A 17,634-nucleotide genomic window follows, 5' to 3' on the forward strand; every position below is an offset into this window, starting at 1 on the left:
CAACCCCGGACGCGTCCAGCCTAGTGGAAGGGCATCGGCAGGCTCAGCCCAGCTGCCAGCCCGGATCGCCCGGCAGCACCAGCCCGGTCTGGCGACGGGCCTGCTCGTGCACCCGCAGCACCTCCAGGGTGGTGCGCTGGAAGGCTTCGGCCAGTTGGGGGTGCTCCACCATGCGGGCGAAATCGGCCAGCACGTGTGCCTGCTGCGACAGGCGCTTGTCCACCTCCAGCTCGACCACCTCGGCGCCGCGGTGCAGCCAGAGGTGGTGCGGGTCGTCGACCCGGTCGAGCACCAGCGACGCATCCTCGCCGGCAACCACGCTGGGCGCGGGATTGCTGGAGACCTTGGAGGCGGTGATGGTGCTGGTGAAGCCGTCGTGCTCGTTGAGCAGGGTGGTGGCGCCGTCGATCCCGTTCGACAGGGCGACGCTGGAGGCCTGCACCCGGCTCGGCGCCCCCAGCAGGTGCACCAGCACCGAGGTGCAGTAGACGCCCAGGTCCATCAGGGCACCGGCACCCATCTCGGGACGGAAGATGTTCTCCACCACCCCGGCCAGGTAGTTGTCATAGCGCCGCGAACGCTGCGCCAGGTGCAGCTCCACCTGGCGGATCGGGCCCAGCTCGTCGAGGTGGCCGGTGATCGTCTGCCAGACCGGCTCGTGGAGGGCCCGCACCGATTCCAGCAGCACCAGGCCGCGCGCGTGCGCCAGCTCCACCAACTCGCCCCACTGCCCGGAGGTGACACAGGCCGACTTCTCCATCAGCACGTGCTTGCCGGCCTCCAGCAGGGTGCGCGCCTGCTGGTGGTGCAGCGCATTGGGGCTGGCGACGTAGACGGCATCGACGTCCCCGGCCGCGGTCAGCTCGTCGATCCCCTCCACGGCGCGGGCCCCCTGGGGCGAGCCCAGCAGCTCCGCCCTGGCCCGGTCGCGGGAACAGGCCACCGTCCAGCTGACCCCCTCGGCCTGCTCCACGCCCGTGCCGAAGAGCTCCACGATGGAACTGGTGCCGATGCTGCCGAAACGGATCATGGTGCCTCCCGTGGTGCGCACCCGGCCACGGTGGCGGGGTGTGGCCGGGGCTCGCATCCACTCCTGGACGAGACTTCCCGTGCCCGCGGCGCCTGTCCTAGCCTAGGGCGAGCGGGCCTGTCGGGGGTGACGCGAGCGACGCGTCGCCAGGACGCGGAAAGGCAGGACGCCATGGCCCACGGGAACGGTCCACGCAGCACGAGGGCCCCGCGCACGGTGCGGCTCATGCTCCAGGTGCTGGAGCGCACCGCCCCGGCCCGGGCCGCCGTGCTCGCCGAGAAGCTGTGGTTCGCCGTCCCGCCGCTGGCCCCCACCTCCCGCGCCGCCCGCGTCACCCCCTCCGGAGGCGCCCCCTTCTTCCTGATGAGCGGCAGCAGCGAGATCAGCGGCCAGTCCTTCGGCCCCGAGAAGGGACCGCTGGCCCTGCTCGTGCACGGCTGGGGCGGCCACTGGCAGCAGCTGGCGGCCCACATCCCCGCACTGGTCGAGGCCGGCTACCGGGTGGTGACCTGGGACGCCCCCAGCCACGGCCGCTCCACCCACTCCCACCTCGGCCAGGGGCACAGCTCGGTGCTCGAGCTCACCCAGGCCCTGGTCGACGTCGTGGACCAGATGGGCACCCCCTCGCTGGTGCTGGCCCACTCCATCGGCGCCATGGCCACCCTACGGGCGATGCGGCAGCGCGACCTGGGCGGGCAGTTCGTCTTCTTCGCCCCCGATGTGCGGCTCGAACCCGCCCTGGACTGGTTCGCCGGTGCCGTCGGCATGGGCCCGCGCACCCGCGAGCTGATGACCGGCAAGGTCCTCGACGACCTGGGCCTCGACCTCGCCGGCTTCGACATGACCCGCGACGTGCGCCGCCTGGCCGAGCAGGACATGCTGCCCGGTCTGCTGGTGGTGCACGACCTCCTCGACCCCGATTCGCCCTTCGCCGAGGGGGAGCGGCTGTGCGAGCTGTGGCCCGGCGCCGAGCTGGTGCGCACCGAGGGCCTGGGGCATCGCGCCGTCATCTGGGACAAGGAGGTGGTGCAGAAGGTGGCCGAGCACATCGCCGCCCTGCCCGAACCGCGCCCCCGGGGCCCGCGCGGCCTGGGCTGACCATGCGGCCTGGGCTGATCATCGGCCGTCACGGCACACGGCCCACCCGGCGCCGGCCGGGCGGGGTTAGGCTCGGGGCATGGCATGCACGAAGAAGTCCCCCTGCCCCTGTTCCCGACTCACCGGCTCGACGAGCTGCCCCTGCCGCTCGGTGCCCAGCGCTGCCACGAGCGCCTTTGGCCTGGTCGGCGGCTTCGCCGTCGCCCGCTACACGAAGAATCGTCCGCTCGGCGGCGCCGTGCTGGCTGCCGCCGGCGTCTGCTCCGGCCTGAAGTGGAAGCAGCAGGGCGCCCCCACCACGGCCGCCCTCAGCGCCCTCTACCTGGCGGCCTTCGGCGGCTCCCACCCGCTGGCCAAGAAGATCGGCGCCTGGCCGAGCGTCTTCAGCGTCGCCGCCGTGACCGCCGCCGCCAGCTGGGCTCTGGTCGACCGCAAGGCCTGAGTCCGGCCGTCGCCGCGATCGCGCGACTCACGGAAAATCGGTTGCCGCCCCTTGTGTGCCCGTCGCAGACTGGTGCCACACAAGGAAGGAGGTGGTCCTGACCGATGAATGACCAAGGGACATGTGAGGTGGCTCGCGCCTGAGCGAGCCCGACCGGCAACGGGACGCGTGGCAATCCACACGAGCCACCGGAACCCGCGGGGCCAGGCCGTCGTCCAGCCTGGGGCACGAATGGTGCACCCCGCGGGTTTCTCCATGCCCGGGCGGCGGAGCCTGCGCCCCCCATCCACAAACCACATCGTGGAGAGCCCTCACTGCACATGCCGCAGTGAGGGCTGCTGTGGATGTTGTTTCTGGACGGGGCCCCCGGGACAAACCGCAGGGCTGGCGCACCAGAGCCCGAAATCCCCGGCTCAGACCCCCGAAAGGTCCAACACGGCGGCGCGCAGCACGTCCAGACCGAGCCCGCCCAGGTGCAGGGCCGTGCGGTGGAAGTCCTTCAGGTCGAAGTCCTCACCGCGGGCGGCCTTCACCTCCTCGCGCAGCTCCAGCCACAGCCGCTCGCCCACCTTGTAGCTGGGTGCCTGGCCCGGCCAGCCCGCATAGCGGCTCAGCTCGAAGTCACAGCTGCCCTCGTCCATCAGGATGTGGTGCTTGAAGTAGCGCTCCATCTTGTCGAAGTCCCAGCGGCCGCCGCCCACCAGTTCCGGGGCCTCGAAGCCGGGCTCGTCGGCGCAGTGCAGGCCGATGTCGACCACCACGCGCACCGCCCGCAGCATCTGGGCATCCAGCAGGCCCATGAAGTCGCCCGGATCGTCCAGGAAGCCCAGGTCGGCCATCAGCCACTCCGAGTACAGCGCCCAGCCCTCGCCATGGCCGGACACCCAGCAGCCGTGACGGCGCCACGAGTTGAGCATCGCGCTGTTGAAGGAGGTCTGGCCGATCTGCAGGTGGTGGCCCGGGATGCCCTCGTGGTGCACCGTGGTGAGCTCACGCCAGGTGGTGAAGACCTCCACCCCGCTGGGCACCGACCACCACATGCGCCCGGGGCGGGAGAAGTCCTCGCTCGGGCCGGTGTAGTAGATGCCGCCGTCGCGGGTGGGGGCGATGCAGCACTCGATGCGGCGCATCGGCTCGGGGATGTCGAAGTGGGCGTCCATCGCCTCCACCGCGGCATCGGCACGCTGCTGCATCCAGCGCTGCAGCTCCTCGGTGCCGTGCAGCCGGTAGCGCTCGTCGGCATCCAGCAGCTCGACGGCCTCGCGCACACTGGCGCCCGGACGGATCCGCTCGGCGGTGGCCTGCTCCAGCTCCAGGATGCGCTGCACCTCCGCCAGTCCCCAGCGGTAGGTCTCCTGCAGGTCCACCTGCGTTCCGAGGAAGTTCTGCGAGCACAGGCGGTAGCGTTCGATGCCCACCCCGTCCTGCTCGATGGCCAGCGGGGCGAACTCACGGCGAAGACGCTCCGCCGCCTGACGGAAGCCGCGCCGGGCCACCTCGATCGAGCGGGCCACGTCGCTGGCCACCTCGTCGGTCTGGCCGGCGGTGCGGGCGCGCAGCTGGTCCAGGAAGTCACCCTCGGCGGTCCACTGCTCCACGGCCGTGGCCAGCCCCTCCACCTGGCGGCGGGCGGGGCGGATGCCCATCTCGACGGCCAGGTGCTGCGAGATGAACCAGGTGACCACCGCGGTGGGCACTGCGCGCAGGCGGGCGGCGATGTCGTGCCAGTGCTCCGGGGTCTGGGTCGGCATCAGGTCGAAGCCCTCGCGGATGGCGTGCAGGCCCGAGGTGATCGTGTTGATGCTGGCCAGGTCGTGGCCGCGCTCGTGCCTGGCGATGGCCAGGCCCAGCCGCTCGCGCATCGCAGCGACGGTGACCTTGTCGGTGACGTCGACGCACTCGGCCTGCGCCAGGCGCGCCAGCGTCTCCCGGTTCAGCTCGTCGAGGGCCCCCATCCCGGCGGGGGAGAAGTCGTCCAGCTCGTCCTGCCGCTGCGGGCGGCCCAGCGCGGTCAGCGCCAGCGGGCTGAGCTGCACCGAGCGTTCGAAGTGGTCGTCGGCGATCTCGTCGATGGCGGTGCGGGGGCGCTGCGGCTGGCTCATGGGGCCAGCCTAGACACAGTCCGGCCAAGACTCCGGGCGGTTCGCGCCAAGCCGCCCACGTGCCCGTCCCAGCCCCAGAAAGAAATGGTGACGCTCCACCGTGGTGCTCGACCATGCCCGTGCATTAGGTTGCCGAGAGGGCCCGCAGACGTGCCGCGGGCCACCCCACCCCTGGAGGATCACACATGCAGCACAAGAGGATGGTGTCGGGGCTCGCGGCCACGGCGCTGGCCGTGTCGGGCCTGTGCACCGTCGCACCCGCCCACGCCCAGGACCGCGACCTGGGACGGTTGTCGGACTACATCCGGCTCGCCGAGAACGACCACACCGGCCAGGTGGTCAAGAACCGCTGGCTGGTCAAGGTCGAAGGAGCTCCCGTCGTCGCGGGTGGCAGCACCGCCGCGGCCACCAAGACGCAGAAGAAGGTGGTCGATGCCGCCAAGCGCAAGGGTGTGCGCCTGACGCAGCAGCGCAGCTTCTCGCGCACCTTCAACGGCATGGCCGTCACGATGGACGCCAAGCAGGCCCGCAAGCTCGCCGGCGTGGCCGGTGTCACCGGCATCTACCCCGTGGTCTCGGTGGGGCGTCCCGTCGAACCCGCCGGCACCAGCAAGCCCGCGATGGCCACCGCCGGCAACCTGACCGGTGCCGCCGTCGCCCGTGACGACCTCGGCCTGGACGGTGAAGGGATCAAGGTCGGCGTCATCGACTCCGGCATCGACATCGACCACCCCGACCTGGGCGGCAGCGGCACCAATGGCATGACCCGCTTCCCGACCAAGCGCGTCACCGTCGGCCACGACTTCGTCGGCGACGCCTACGACGCCGACGCGGACGGCTCGGTCCCCGTGCCCGACCCGGTCCCCGACGACTGCGGCGGCCACGGCACCCACGTCGCCGGCATCATCGGCGGCGACGGCAACCCGTCGGCCCAGGGCGTCAAGGGCGTCGCCCCGAAGGTGACCTTCGGTGCCTACCGCATCTTCGGCTGCGAGGGCAGCTCCAGCTCCGAGATCATCATGGCCGCCATGGAACGCGCCCAGGCCGACGGCATGGACGTGGTCAACATGAGCCTGGGCGCCTCCTTCATGACCTGGCGGGACTACCCGACCGCCGTCGCCGCCGACGCCCTGACCGACTCCGGCGTCACCGTCGTGGTGGCCGCCGGCAACTCCGGCGAGGACGGCAGCTTCTCCAGCGGCGCCCCCAGCGTCTCGAAGAAGGTCATCTCGGTGGCCAGCTTCGACAACACCCACGTCACCCGCCGGGCCTTCTCCGTCGGCGGCAAGGACTTCGGCTACCAGGACGCCGACGGCGTCCCCGTGCCGCGCCGGGGGACGATGGAGCTGGTCTCCCTCGGCGCTCCCGCAAGCCCCCAGGCCAAGGGCTGCCCGCCCTGGGACGAGGCGATGAATGCCGCAGTCAAGGGCAAGGCGGTGCTCATCCAGCGCGGTGAGTGCAGCTTCCACGAGAAGTCCCTGGCCGCCCAGAAGGCCGGGGCCGTGGCCGTCATCCTCTACAACAACCAGCCCGGGTCCCTGACCCCCTCGACCAAGGGCGACGAACCGATCACCATCCCGGTGGTCATGCTCAGCCAGGCCGACGGCGAGGCGCTGGTGGCCGCGGGCCAGGGCCAGGCGCTGACGTGGACCGAGCGCACCGTCGCCAGCGAGGACCCCAATGCCGGACGCATCTCCAGCTTCTCCAGCTGGGGCATGACCGCCGACCTGGTCCTCAAGCCCGACCTGGGCGCTCCCGGCGGCAACATCTGGTCCACCTACCCGCTCGAGAAGGGGGCCTACAGCTCCCTGTCGGGCACCTCGATGGCCACCCCACACGTGGCCGGTGCCGTCGCGCAGCTGATGCAGGCGCGGCCCGAGCTGAAGGGCCGCCCGCGGCAGGTGCAGACGCTGCTGCAGAACACCGCCGACCACGACGCCCTGTTCGCCCTGGCACCCGACCTGGGCCTGAAGGAGTCGGTGCTGCGCCAGGGTGCGGGCATGATCCAGGTGGATCGCGCGGTGGGCACGCTGCAGCGCATCAGCCCCTCGTCGATCAGCCTGGGCGAGCAGCGGGCCAAGCCCGTCACCACCACCCTGACGCTGCGCAACCAGTCCCCGCGTCCTGCCGTCTACCAGCTCTCGCACGAGGGCTCGGTGGGGGCCGTGGGCACCAGTGACCCGCAGTTCGACGTGCACGAGGCGACGGTGACCATGCCCAAGCGCGTGGTCGTCCCGCCCCGCGGCACCGCAGCGGTGAAGGTGACGATCGGCGCCCCGGCCGATGCCCCCAATGGCTACCTCTACGGTGGCTGGATCACGGCGAGGTCGGCCACCGGCACCACGCTGTCGGTGCCCTATGCCGGCATGGCCGGTGACTACCAGCGAGTCGACGTGCTCAATGCCCCCGACGGCACCCAGCCCTGCCTGGGCACCCTGGTGGACAAGAAGCCGCAGTGCGTCGATGGCACCGAGCTGTCCTACTCGATGAAGGAGGGCGACCGTCCGATGGCGGTCTTCCGCCTGGAGTACCCCACCGAGCGCTTCGAGATCCTGGTGCACCGCGCCACTCCCGACGGTGGCAAGGGCGAGCTTCTGGGCACGGTGATGCAGGCCGACAAGAACGGGCGTGAGCCCGGCCCCCTGCACGTGGAGTGGGACGGCACCTACCTGACCACCGATGCCACCTCCTACCTGGCGCGGGCCTCGAAGGGTGACTACGTCTTCGAACTGCGCGCGCTGAGGGCTCTGGGCAAGGCCGAGGTCGCCGCCGACTGGCAGACCTGGACCAGCCCGGCCTTCACCGCCCGGTTCGACGACGGTGCCAAGGCCGACCCGGCCACCAACCCGGTCGACCCGATGATGATGGAGCGTGCCCGCTCCTGAGCCATCAGCGTGGGCCGGCTGACAGGAGCCCACTGGTTCAACAGGGCCCCATCCGCACGGGTGGGGCCCTGTCCTCGTCGTGCGGGGGACCCGGATCCGGGCGTGCCACTGGCCGGGGGTGGGGCGGTGGGGGAGCGTCGGCACTGGGTAGAGTGCAAGGGCCAGATTGAATGCTTGACCAGACCCCCAGGAGGTCCCCATGCTCGACTACGTCGTGGTCGGAGCTGGCCTTGCCGGCCTTGTCGCCGCCACCCGTCTCGCCGAGGCCGGACGCGATGTCGTCGTGTTGGAGGCCCGTGACCGTGTGGGCGGCCGGCTGGAAAATGTCACCGTCGAGGGGGCCGTGCTCGAGATGGGCGGCCAGTGGATCTCGCCGAGCCACGAGCGGATGCGCGAACTGGTCGACGACATGCAGCTCACGCTCGTCGACCCCGCGCAGGGTGCCGGCGTGGTGCGGGTGGCCGGGCTCTCGCGCACGGTGCCCACCAGCAGCGACATCGAGGACCACCTGTCGCCCTTCGAGATGGCCGACCTGGGCCAGGGGCTGATGCGTTTCCGCCGCCTGGCAGAGCGCGTCGCCAAGGATGCCGCCTGGCGCGATGCCAACGAGAAGTGGCTGTCCCAGACGATCGAGACCTGGAGCCAGACGAACCTGCGCACCCCCGGCGCGCGGCTGTGGTTCGAGAAGCTCTACGAGAGTGCCACCGGCCGCACCAGCGGCGAGGTGCCCCTCAACGAGGCCCTGCGCAGCGTCAACGACGGACTGGACCTGGAGGCCCTGGTCTCGGCCAATGGCGGTCTTCGCCAGCAGCGCGTGGCCGGCGGCATCGTGCAGGTCTGTGACCGGCTGGCCGAGTCGCTGGGCGCGCGGGTGCGTCTGTCCAGCCCGGTGCGGCGCCTGGTTCAGGCCAAGGACCACGTCGAGCTGACCCTGGCCGATGGCTCCACCGTCCAGGCCGGCGAGGTGGTCCTCACCCTGCCGCCGCGTCTGGTGCAGAAGCTGGACATCCAGCCCGCCCTGCCGCAGTGGCGGGCTGAGGCCACCGAGCAGATCCCGGCCGGCAATGTGATCAAGGCCGCGCTGGTCTACGAGGTGCCATGGTGGCGTCGCGCGGGGCTGTCGGGCCAGCTGGGCTCCGATGCCGGCGCGATGCGCGTCATCATGGACAATTCCGACGATGCCGACGGCCGCGGCGTGCTGATGGGCTTCTTCGAGGGTGGCGAGGCCTCGGGCATGAGCCGTCGCTCCGGTTTCCTGCGCCAGCGGGCCATGGAGGAGACGGTCAAGGCCGCCTTCGGCGACGAGCACCCCGCCGCGATCGGCTACGTGGACCGCGACTGGACCCGCGAGGAGTTCACCGGTGGCTGCCACGGCGCCCACTTCGCGCCCGGCGTGTGGGGCGTCAACGGCCCGACGCTGGCCGCCTCGGAGGGCCGCATCCACTTCGCCGGTTCCGAGTACGCGAAGCGCTACAACGGCTACATGGAGGGCGCGGTGCTCTCCGGCGAGGACGTGGCCGCCCAGCTGCTGGGCTGATCCCCGGACGGTGCGACGGTCTCAGGCGTAGAGCGCGTCGTGGAAGTCGAGGATCTCGCGCAGCAGGTGCTCGACGTCCTCGGGGTCGTCGCCGACCTGGGTCGCCACGCGCACGGCATTGAGTGCCGTCATGGCCAGCATCGGCGCCCGCCAGGGCTGGGTGAGTGTGGGGGTTGCCTGGGCGCGGGCCACCAGCGACTCCACGAGGCCGAGCTCCAGGGCGCGCTCGCTGCCCATCACCAGGGCCGCCGCCTCGGGCTGGTTGGCCATCATGCGGCGGCGCTGGCGCCACAGCTCGGGCTCGCGCAGGCTGATGTGGGCCAGCGTCGTGGCCACCAGTCGCGCCGTGGCCCACAGGTCCTCGTCGACGGGGCGCTCGGCCACCAGGTGGGTGATCTTCTCGACGATCACCTCGGGCACCCCAGCCAGGGCGGCCTCCTTGGTGGGGAAGTAGTTGAAGAAGGTCCGGGGTGAGACGCCGGCACGGCGGGCGATGGCATCGGTGGTGACGGCGGCCAGCCCGTGCTCCAGCACCAGTTCGGTCGCGGCCCGGTGCAGGGCCCGCCTGGTCTCGCGCTTCTTGCGCTCACGCACGCCGGGTTCGTCGGCAAGGGGATCCATCACGCGGAATATTTTGCAGTAACTGCAATTTTTTGTCACCATGTGGGAGCGGTCGAGTCCCGGACTCGCCGCCACCTGCTTGGGCCCGCCCGCCGCGCACGACGCCCCGTCCGGCCCACACCTGCTTTCACCACTGCCATCCAGCACCACAGGAGTTCCATGTCCACAACCGCCAGGCCCGACGCGGTCCAGGCAGCCGAGGGGGAGGTCTTCGAGGGCCTCAGCCCCCAGAACCGGCGCATCTTCATCGGCCTCATGCTCGGCATGTTCGTCGCCTCCATCACCCAGACCATCGTCGGCCCGGCCATGCCCCGCATCGTCGCGGAGCTCGGCGGCATGGACCACTACTCCTGGGTGGCCACCGCCACGATGCTCGTCTCTGCCATCGTCGTGCCGATCGTCGGCAAGCTGTCCGACCTCTACGGCCGCCGCGGCTTCTACCTCGCCGGCCTGGTCGTGTTCATGCTGGGCACCTGCCTGGCCGGGGCCGCGAACAGCTTCGGCTTCCTGGTCTTCGCCCGCGCCATCCAAGGCCTGGGCACCGGCACCCTGATGCCGCTGAGCCAGACGATCATCGGCGACATCATCCCCCCGCGCCAGCGCGGCAAGTACCAGGGCCTGATGGGTGCCGTCTTCGGCATGAGCTCGGTCGCAGGCCCGCTGGCCGGCGGCTTCATCACCGACCACTGGGGCTGGCGCTGGCTCTTCTACGCCTCGCTGCCCATCGGCATCGTCGCCTTCTTCGTCATCTTCCGCTTCCTGCGCCTGCCCTTCGAGAAGCGCGAGGTCAGCATCGACCGGGCAGGCATGGCCACCCTGGCGGCTGCCCTGGTCTGCCTGCTGCTGCCCACCTCGATGGGCGGCACCACCTGGCCCTGGTCCAGCGCGCGGGTCATCGGCCTCTACATCGCCGGAATCGTCCTGACGATCGCCTTCGTGCTGATCGAGCGCAGGGCCGCCGAACCCGTCATCCCGCTGCGGCTGTTCCGCAGCTCGCTGTTCACCCTGAGCAACCTGGCCGGCTTCTTCATCTCGATGCTGATGTTCGGCGCCATCATCTACATCCCCGTCTACGCCCAGGGCGTGCTGGGGGTCTCGGCCACCAACTCCGGGCTGATCCTGATGCCGATGAACATCGCCCTGATCGGCCTGTCGATCATCGGTGGCCTGCTGGTGAGCCGCACCGGACGCTACAAGGAGTTCATGCTCGGGGGCGTGGCCATCATGGGCATCGGCTTCTGGCTGCTGACCCGCCTCAGCGTGGACTCCTCCCAGCTGCAGCTGACCGTCGCCATGGCCGTCTTCGGCATCGGCCTGGGCCTGTGCATGCAGCAGTACACGCTGGCCGTGCAGAATGCCGCCTCACGCCGCGACCTGGGCGTGGCCACCGCCGCCACCCAGTTCTTCCGCAATGTCGGCAACACCGTGGGCATCGCCGTCTTCGGCACCATCATGACCACCGAGATGAAGACCGCCATCCCGCGGCACATGCCGCCCGAGATGCTGCAGCAGATGCAGGCCAGCGGCCAGGAGCTGTCCACCGGCGACGTCCTCGACCCCGCCGCCCTGGCCACGATGCCCCCGGCCGTCGCACACGCGATCCGGGCCGGCCTGGGCGACGCCCTGCACACCGTCTTCGTCATCGGGATCCCGCTGAGCGTCCTGGTCTTCGCCATCACCTTGTTCATCAAGGCCGTCCCGCTGCGCGACTCGGTGCACAAGGCAGAGGAGGCCGGCGCCGAACTGCTCGACAGCTTCGGCAACTCGGCCGCCGACGCCGACCGGCTCCCCCTGGGGCGGCTGGCCGGCAACACCCGTAGTGGTGAGCGGCTGTTGGGCCTCCAGTTCGACCAGGTGGCGCGCCAGGCACGGCGCGAGGACCGTCCGCTGCTGCGCCGGGCCATCACCGACCTGGGCAATGGCAACTTCGACGACGGCCTGTTCATCCTCGGCCAGACCGGCCGGATGCTCACCACCGAAGAGGGTTCAGAGGTGGCCGAGCTGGAGAAGTACGGCGCCGAGGTGGCCCACCGCGCAGCCCGCAAGGGTGGCGTCCTGGGCGAGGACCTGCGACGGGAACTGGCCGTGCGCGCCGCCCAGATCAGCAAGGCCGATGACGAGCACGTGCTGGCCGCGGCCGAGACCACCGTCGCCGAACGACACGAGGCGGTCGACATCGACAAGCTGCGCCAGGCCAGCCACGACCTGGTGAACGCGCTGCTGATCGACCTGCACGACCACGCCGGCAAGGCGGCGGCCCCCCGTCAGTGAGGAGCATCCTGGCGCAGGGACAGCAGGGCCGCGGGGTGGGGGCGGGACCGCAGCATCCGGCCCCGCCCCCGCGGCGCGTGTGACGAAGATGAAAATGCGTTCATCAGGATTTCACGGGGGCATCATCAGTTCGTTGTCTTCTGGATGGTGACGGTTTTCCATCACGGGCAGGAGATGACATGGGGGGCATGACGCCGGCACCAGTGCGTGCGGTCTTCTACTCGCACGACGCACAGGGCCTGGGGCACTTCAGCCGCAACACCGCCCTCGCCCAGTCCCTGGCCCGCGACCTGCCAGGCCTGCTCGGACGCCCCGTCACCGGACTGCTGGTCAACGGCGTGCCCGAGAGCGATCCGGTCAACCTCCCCGAGGGCTTCGACGTCGTGACCCTCCCGTCGGTGTCCAAGCAGGGACGACGCTATGACCCGCGCCGGCTGGACCTGAGCCTCGACACCGTCACCTCCCTGCGCAGCGACATCATCCGCGATCGCACGGCTGGCCGGGGTCTACGCCCACCGGCCGTGCTGGCGGCAGCCGGTGCTCGACTGGGCTGAAGAGGTCTGGGCCGAAGGGGGCTGGACAGAAGGGGCCTGGGCGGAATCGGCGGCGGAACAGTCGTGGGCTGGACGGGCGTGAGCTGGACGGGCGTGAGCTGGACGGGCCGGGGGAGTCGGGGACGGCCCCCTCCACGCCCCGCCGCGCCCGGAACGGGGGGCGACGACGCCTGGGAGCGGTTACACATCCGTAACGTGGACCGAACAGTCCTGAAATCTGGACTTCGCAGGATGGTTCGCATGATCCAGACAAATACCGGAGACACCGCCTGGTTGCTGGTCAGCGCCGCACTGGTGCTGATGATGACGCCGGCGCTGTCCCTCTTCTACGGCGGAATGGTGCGCTCCCGGGGCGTGCTCAACATGATGATGATGTCGGCCTCCTCCATGGGGGTCGTCGGTGTGCTGTGGGTGCTGTTCGGCTACTCCGCCGTCTTCGGCGAGAGCTGGCACGGCCTGATCGGCAATCCCTTCCAGTACTGGGGGATGGCCGGCCTCGAGACGGCCGTGGTGGGTCCGGAGGGCCACCAGGTGCCCGCCCTGGCCTTCGCCGGACTGCAGGTCGCCTTCGCGGTGATCGCCGTGGCGCTGGTCAGCGGTGCCGTGGCCGAGCGGCTGCGTTTCGGGGCGTGGGTCTGCTTCGCCGCCCTGTGGACCGTCCTGTGCTACTTCCCCGCGGCCCACTGGGTCTTCTCCCTCGACGGCCTGGCCGCCGAACGCGGGGGCTGGATCGCCAACCAGCTCGGCGCCCTCGACTTCGCCGGAGGCACCGCCATCCACATCAATGCCGGTGCCGCAGCACTGGCCCTGGCCTGGGTGCTGGGCCCCCGTGACGGCTTCGGCACCACCCCGATGCGTCCCCACAACCTCACCCTGGTGATGCTCGGTGCGGGACTGCTCTGGTTCGGCTGGTTCGGCTTCAATGCCGGCTCCGCCCTGGGCGCCTCCCCGCTCGCCGCGACGGCCTGGACCAACACCCTGGCCGCGCCCTGCGCCGGCATGCTGGCCTGGTTGGCGGTGGAGCGGGTCCGCGACGGCCACCCCACCAGCCTGGGTGCGGCCTCCGGACTGGTCGCCGGACTCGTGGGGATCACCCCGTGCGCCGGTTTCGTCTCCCCGCTGGCGGCGCTGGTCGTGGGCGCGCTGACCGGGGCCTGCTGCTGCTTCGCCATCCAGCTCAAGCACCGCATCGGCCTCGACGACTCGCTCGACGTGGTCGGTGTGCACCTGGTGGGTGGCGTCGTGGGCACCCTTGCCCTGGGCCTGTTCTGCCTGGGTGACGATGCCGGCGCCCCGGCGGGCCTGCTGCACGGCGGCGGTGTCGGACTCCTGGCGCGCCAGGGGCTCGGCGCAATGGCCATGCTGGTCTTCGGCTTCCTGGTGAGCCTGGCCATCGCCCGCCTCGTCGACGCCACCGTCGGCCTGCGGGTCGGCACCCGTGAGGAACAGCTCGGCGTCGACCTCGTCGAGCACGCCGAGGCCGGCTATGACCTCAGCCGGGTCCAGTTCTCCAGCTACCGCCGCTCCATCCGGGTGCCCGTCGAGGCATCCGAACCGCCAGCCGGCCGCACGGCCGACACGACCGAGGAGGTCTCCGCATGAGGCTCGTCACCGCTGTCATCCAGCCCGATGCCGTCGAGGGGGTGCAGGTGGAACTGCACCTCCACGGGATCAGCGGCATGACCGTCACCCCCGTCTTCGGCTACGCGCGCCAGCGCGGGCACACCGAGGTCTACCGCGGTGACACCGTCACCATCGACTTCACCGACAAGGTGAAGCTCGAGGTGCTGTGCCGCGACGAGGAGTCCGACGGCATCGTCGAGGTGGTCTGCCGCAGCGCCCGCACCGGGGAGCTGGGCGACGGCAAGGTCTGGGTGGTGCCGGTCGCCGACGTGGTGCGCATCCGCACCGGCGAACGGGGCGACCAGGCTCTCTGAGAGGGCGCGGGATCAGGCCTCGGGGCGCTCCACGCCGATCATCCGCAGGCTGTCGTCCTCGAGCAGGCCCGCCCACGGGCCGTCCAGCTCGAAGCGCACGAAGGCGCCGGTGGGGTACCAGCACTGCAGGTCGTCGGCGGCCTTGTGGTCCTGGGCGTAGGCGAGTTCCGCGGCCAGGCCGGGGATGCCGGGGGCATGGGCCACCACCAGCAGCACCTGTACCTGGGCGTCGATCTCGGTGATGCGCTGCGCGATCGTCTCGCTGCTGCAGTTGTACAGGGCGTCCATGTACTCCACCGGGGCGTCGAGGCCGAGCTCGTCGACGGTCTGACGGGTGCGGGTCGCGCTCGAGCACAGCACGTGCTGGACTCCCAGGCCCGACAGGTCACGCCCCACGGCCCGGGCCTCCTCGCGGCCCTCGGGGCTCAGGGAACGGCCCTTGTCGCCGGCGGCCGAGAAGCCCTCGGCGGCGGCATGGCGCAGCAGGATGAGGGTGCGGCTCACTGGTCCTCCTTGACGGCGACCATCAGGTCGCGGTTGATCGACGAATCCACGCGGTGGCCGAAGCCCAGCCATTGCGGGCCCTCCTGCGGTTCCAGGCCATTGCGACGCATCAGGTCGGCCAGGTCCTCGCGGGCCAGACCGTGGGTGTTCCAGCTGATCCCCAGCGCCCCACCCGGCTTGAGCTGGCTGGCCCAGACCGGCAGTGCCTCGCCGAGCAGCCCGGCGGGAGAGCGGTCGCGCTTGCCGGCGTGACCGCGCACGTCGCTGGTCTGGTGGGCGCCGTGCACCACGCCATAGGGGGCGTCGGTGACGATCGCGTCGAAGGTCTTCTTGCCGTACAGGTACTGCGACTGCCGGGTGTCGCCGGTGAAGACGGTCAGCTCCAGCTGTTCGGCGGGCAGCTCGACGCCCGGGCGTGCACTGCGCAGGCGGGCGTCGAAACGGCGGCCGATGCTCTTGCCCTCGCGACGCACCGGGGTCATCTCGGCGGTGTGCTTGAGCCGCTTTCGGCGCAGCCAGGTCTTGAGGTAGGCGCTCATCTGCTCCACCGCCTTCTCATCGCCCTCCACCCCGTAGCCGTGGTGGCCGAGCATCCAGGCGGTGGTCAGCGTCGTTCCCCGGCCGCACAGCGGGTCGAGGATCGAGCGGGGCCCGTTGGCGGGGCGACGGATGCTGGCCAGGGTCACATTGAGCAGCAGGCGGGTGAACTGCTCGTTGGTCTTGCCGGGGTACTTGGGGATGGTCACCAGGTCGTCGTCCAGCAGCAGGGCGTCGGGCAGCTGCATCGGCGCCAGCAGCTCGCCCTCGGCGCGGAAGAGCGCCAGGACGGCGGACTGTCGGGCCAGGGTCGCCAGCTGGTCGGCCTCCAGCGGGTCCGACTCGAAGCCCAGGTAGTCCACCCCGGCGACGGTGGTGGCCTCGATCCCGCGCGCGAAGGGGGCGCTGATCTGGAGCTCGTGGGCCGCCAGGGTCGACGACTCCCCGGCGTAGACTCGGTTGGCGGACGGGGCAAGCAACATCAGGTGGTGTGGCACCGCCCCATTCTTCCATGCACAGCCGCACCCCGGAGATGGACGGAGCCCACGGTGGAGACTGCAGTCCGGGCCCGCTCGTCCCAACCCAGCGCGGTGCTGCTGGTCGCCATCGGGGGAGTGCTGGGCACCCTGGCCAGGTGGGGCCTGTCCCAGCTTGTCCCGGCCCACGGTGGCTGGCCCCTGCCCACCCTGCTGGTGAACCTCGTGGGTGCCTTCTGTCTGGGCCTGCTGCTGGAGTCCCTGCTGCGTGCCGGGCAGGACGTGGGCCGTCGACGTTCGGCCCGCCTCCTGCTGGGCACCGGCCTGCTGGGCTCCTTCACCACCATGTCCTCGTTGGCCACCGAACTGGTGCTGTTGGCCAAACAGCCCCTGGTGGCCGTCGGCTACGGCGTCACCAGCCTGGTGGGCGGCCTGCTCATGGCCTGGGGCGGGATCGTGCTGGCTGCCCGCAGGAGGTCGTGATGTCCGCCTTCCTGGTGCTGGTGATGGCCCTGGCCGGGGGCGCGGGAGCCGTCTGCCGCCACCTCGTCGGGCAGTGGGTGGGCGCCCGCAGCAGTCTCGCCCTCCCGCTCGGCACGTGGTTGGTCAACCTGCTCGGCTCGCTCGTGCTCGGCGCACTGGCCGCGCTGACGGTGCGCCAAGGCCTCGACGCCGGCTGGCGGCTGGTGCTGGGCACCGGCTTCTGCGGGGGCTTCACCACCTTCTCCACCGCCGCCGTGGAAACGGTCCGGCTGGTGCAGCAGGGACGCCCCGGGCTGGCGCTGGTGCACCTGCTGGGCGGGAGCCTTGCCTGTGTCGCGGCGGCCGCGGCCGGATGGTTGCTGGCGGCCTGAGCATCGGGCAGCGAGGCCAGGACAAGCCAGGCCGGGACATGACGAGGGGCCCGCTGCGGTGCAGCGAGCCCCTCGTCATGTTCAGCAGCAGCCGGTTTCCAGCAGGACTGGTGGGCGCCGGTGCGACTCGCACCCTTGCGAGCGTGCCTGGTGTGTCCGTCGGTCAGTGCGAGACGAAGACCGTGTGGTGCTCGTAGGCGGTCCCCTTGGCGCGCTCGAAGGAGTTGTGCACCTCGGCCTCGGCATTGGCGCGGCCCGTCCAGGTCGCGCCCTCGACCGACTTGCCGGGCTCCAGGTCCTTGTAAACCGTGAAGAAGTGCTCGATCTCGAGCAACATGTACTCGGGAACGTCGTTGATGTCGTTCAGGTGGCCGCGACGCAGGTCGGCGGTGGGGATGCACAGCAGCTTGTCGTCGCCACCCATCTCGTCGGTCATGCGGAACATCGCGATGGCGCGGCACTCGATCAGGCAGCCCGGGAAGGTGGGCTCGTCGCCGATCACCATGGCGTCCAGCGGGTCGCCGTCCTCGCCCAGGGTGCCCTCGACGAAGCCGTAGTCGTAGGGGTACTGGGTGGAGGTGAACAGCGTCCGGTCGAGACGGATACGACCGGTGTTGTGGTCCATCTCGTACTTGTTCTTGGTGCCCTTGGGGATCTCGACGGTGACGTCGAAGGTCACGCCCGGGGGCAGTCCGGTGAGGGTGGGCTTCACGAATTCATCTGACACGTTGAGCTCTCTCTATGATTGGGGCACCTGAACATTCCAGAGGATACCGCCTGAGGAGG

At 70.7% G+C, this 17,634-nt stretch carries 16 protein-coding genes; 10 read left to right on the forward strand and 6 right to left on the reverse strand.

Annotation, left to right across the window (positions count from 1 at the left end; all coding sequences use genetic code 11):
• Positions 1-43: 43 nt before the first annotated feature.
• Positions 44-1,051: a Gfo/Idh/MocA family protein gene (locus ACYVKA_RS12020; RefSeq protein WP_460705704.1), complete on the reverse strand. Its 1,008-nt coding sequence runs from the start codon at positions 1,049-1,051 to the stop codon at positions 44-46.
• Positions 1,052-1,201: 150 nt separating this feature from the next.
• Between ACYVKA_RS12020 and ACYVKA_RS12025 the strand changes: the two genes are divergently transcribed.
• The gene (locus ACYVKA_RS12025) at positions 1,202-2,128 is read left to right on the forward strand and encodes an alpha/beta fold hydrolase (RefSeq protein ID WP_460705706.1); all 927 of its coding nucleotides are present in this window, start codon (positions 1,202-1,204) and stop codon (positions 2,126-2,128) included.
• 79 nt (positions 2,129-2,207) lie between these two features.
• Positions 2,208-2,570, forward strand: coding sequence for a hypothetical protein (locus ACYVKA_RS12030; protein WP_394275350.1), 363 nt, complete (start codon positions 2,208-2,210; stop codon positions 2,568-2,570).
• Positions 2,571-2,983: 413 nt separating this feature from the next.
• Here ACYVKA_RS12030 and ACYVKA_RS12035 read toward each other — a convergent pair whose 3' ends face one another.
• Positions 2,984-4,672, reverse strand: a complete 1,689-nt coding sequence (locus tag ACYVKA_RS12035) for a DUF885 domain-containing protein (protein ID WP_460705708.1) — start codon at positions 4,670-4,672, stop codon at positions 2,984-2,986.
• A 185-nt stretch (positions 4,673-4,857) separates the two neighbouring features.
• On the opposite strand from ACYVKA_RS12035, the gene ACYVKA_RS12040 reads away from it, so the two are divergent.
• Both ACYVKA_RS12040 and ACYVKA_RS12045 read left to right on the forward strand, forming a co-directional pair.
• Positions 4,858-7,557: a S8 family serine peptidase gene (locus ACYVKA_RS12040; protein WP_460705710.1), complete on the forward strand. Its 2,700-nt coding sequence runs from the start codon at positions 4,858-4,860 to the stop codon at positions 7,555-7,557.
• Between the two features lie 199 nt (positions 7,558-7,756).
• Positions 7,757-9,094 carry a flavin monoamine oxidase family protein gene (locus ACYVKA_RS12045; RefSeq protein WP_460705712.1) on the forward strand — a complete coding sequence of 446 codons (1,338 nt, stop codon included), beginning with the start codon at positions 7,757-7,759 and terminating at the stop codon, positions 9,092-9,094.
• A gap of 21 nt (positions 9,095-9,115) precedes the next feature.
• Here the strand turns inward: ACYVKA_RS12045 and ACYVKA_RS12050 are convergent, their stop codons facing one another.
• A complete protein-coding gene (locus tag ACYVKA_RS12050; protein WP_460705796.1) occupies positions 9,116-9,715 on the reverse strand; it encodes a TetR/AcrR family transcriptional regulator in 600 nt (199 codons plus the stop codon).
• A 159-nt stretch (positions 9,716-9,874) separates the two neighbouring features.
• Here ACYVKA_RS12050 and ACYVKA_RS12055 point away from each other — a divergent pair, with 159 nt between their 5' ends.
• The 4 genes from ACYVKA_RS12055 (at position 9,875) to ACYVKA_RS12070 (ending at position 14,477) form a co-directional block, all read left to right on the forward strand.
• Entirely contained in the window at positions 9,875-11,986 is a 2,112-nt protein-coding gene (locus ACYVKA_RS12055; protein WP_460705714.1) for an MDR family MFS transporter, read from the forward strand.
• Positions 11,987-12,165: 179 nt separating this feature from the next.
• Positions 12,166-12,540: a hypothetical protein gene (locus ACYVKA_RS12060; RefSeq protein ID WP_394277546.1), complete on the forward strand. Its 375-nt coding sequence runs from the start codon at positions 12,166-12,168 to the stop codon at positions 12,538-12,540.
• Between the two features lie 240 nt (positions 12,541-12,780).
• Positions 12,781-14,142 carry an ammonium transporter gene (locus tag ACYVKA_RS12065; protein WP_394277547.1) on the forward strand — a complete coding sequence of 454 codons (1,362 nt, stop codon included), beginning with the start codon at positions 12,781-12,783 and terminating at the stop codon, positions 14,140-14,142.
• Entirely contained in the window at positions 14,139-14,477 is a 339-nt protein-coding gene (locus ACYVKA_RS12070; RefSeq protein WP_394277548.1) for a P-II family nitrogen regulator, read from the forward strand. Before ACYVKA_RS12065 ends, ACYVKA_RS12070 begins: the two co-directional genes overlap by 4 nt.
• 12 nt (positions 14,478-14,489) lie before the next feature.
• On the opposite strand, the gene ACYVKA_RS12075 is transcribed toward ACYVKA_RS12070, so the two are convergent.
• Both ACYVKA_RS12075 and ACYVKA_RS12080 read right to left on the reverse strand, forming a co-directional pair.
• Complete coding sequence (locus ACYVKA_RS12075; RefSeq protein ID WP_460705716.1) at positions 14,490-14,981, reverse strand: SixA phosphatase family protein; 492 nt, start codon at positions 14,979-14,981, stop codon at positions 14,490-14,492.
• Positions 14,978-16,015 carry a TRM11 family SAM-dependent methyltransferase gene (locus ACYVKA_RS12080; protein WP_460705718.1) on the reverse strand — a complete coding sequence of 346 codons (1,038 nt, stop codon included), beginning with the start codon at positions 16,013-16,015 and terminating at the stop codon, positions 14,978-14,980. Before ACYVKA_RS12080 ends, ACYVKA_RS12075 begins: the two co-directional genes overlap by 4 nt.
• Before the next feature lie 51 nt (positions 16,016-16,066).
• On the opposite strand from ACYVKA_RS12080, the gene ACYVKA_RS12085 reads away from it, so the two are divergent.
• Positions 16,067-16,477: a fluoride efflux transporter FluC gene (locus ACYVKA_RS12085; protein WP_460705720.1), complete on the forward strand. Its 411-nt coding sequence runs from the start codon at positions 16,067-16,069 to the stop codon at positions 16,475-16,477.
• Entirely contained in the window at positions 16,477-16,848 is a 372-nt protein-coding gene (gene crcB, locus ACYVKA_RS12090) for a fluoride efflux transporter CrcB (protein WP_394277552.1), read from the forward strand. The genes ACYVKA_RS12085 and crcB overlap by 1 nt, the downstream gene beginning before the upstream one ends.
• Before the next feature lie 163 nt (positions 16,849-17,011).
• Here the strand turns inward: crcB and ACYVKA_RS12095 are convergent, their stop codons facing one another.
• Entirely contained in the window at positions 17,012-17,575 is a 564-nt protein-coding gene (locus tag ACYVKA_RS12095; protein ID WP_394277553.1) for an inorganic diphosphatase, read from the reverse strand.
• Positions 17,576-17,634 lie beyond the last annotated feature (59 nt).

It is taken from the genome of Luteococcus sediminum (assembly GCF_054783495.1).

Excerpts from the sequence above, each read along its gene's own strand:
- ACYVKA_RS12025 (WP_460705706.1), top strand. The coding sequence starts at position 1,202 with ATGGCCCACGGGAACGGTCCACGCAGCACGAGGGCCCCGCGCACGGTG.
- ACYVKA_RS12055 (WP_460705714.1), top strand. The coding sequence starts at position 9,875 with ATGTCCACAACCGCCAGGCCCGACGCGGTCCAGGCAGCCGAGGGGGAG.
- ACYVKA_RS12065 (WP_394277547.1), top strand. The coding sequence starts at position 12,781 with ATGATCCAGACAAATACCGGAGACACCGCCTGGTTGCTGGTCAGCGCC.
- ACYVKA_RS12050 (WP_460705796.1), bottom strand. The coding sequence starts at position 9,715 with ATGGATCCCCTTGCCGACGAACCCGGCGTGCGTGAGCGCAAGAAGCGC.
- ACYVKA_RS12040 (WP_460705710.1), top strand. The coding sequence starts at position 4,858 with ATGCAGCACAAGAGGATGGTGTCGGGGCTCGCGGCCACGGCGCTGGCC.
- ACYVKA_RS12060 (WP_394277546.1), top strand. The coding sequence starts at position 12,166 with ATGGGGGGCATGACGCCGGCACCAGTGCGTGCGGTCTTCTACTCGCAC.
- ACYVKA_RS12070 (WP_394277548.1), top strand. The coding sequence starts at position 14,139 with ATGAGGCTCGTCACCGCTGTCATCCAGCCCGATGCCGTCGAGGGGGTG.
- ACYVKA_RS12045 (WP_460705712.1), top strand. The coding sequence starts at position 7,757 with ATGCTCGACTACGTCGTGGTCGGAGCTGGCCTTGCCGGCCTTGTCGCC.
- crcB (WP_394277552.1), top strand. The coding sequence starts at position 16,477 with ATGTCCGCCTTCCTGGTGCTGGTGATGGCCCTGGCCGGGGGCGCGGGA.
- ACYVKA_RS12035 (WP_460705708.1), bottom strand. The coding sequence starts at position 4,672 with ATGAGCCAGCCGCAGCGCCCCCGCACCGCCATCGACGAGATCGCCGAC.
- ACYVKA_RS12030 (WP_394275350.1), top strand. The coding sequence starts at position 2,208 with ATGGCATGCACGAAGAAGTCCCCCTGCCCCTGTTCCCGACTCACCGGC.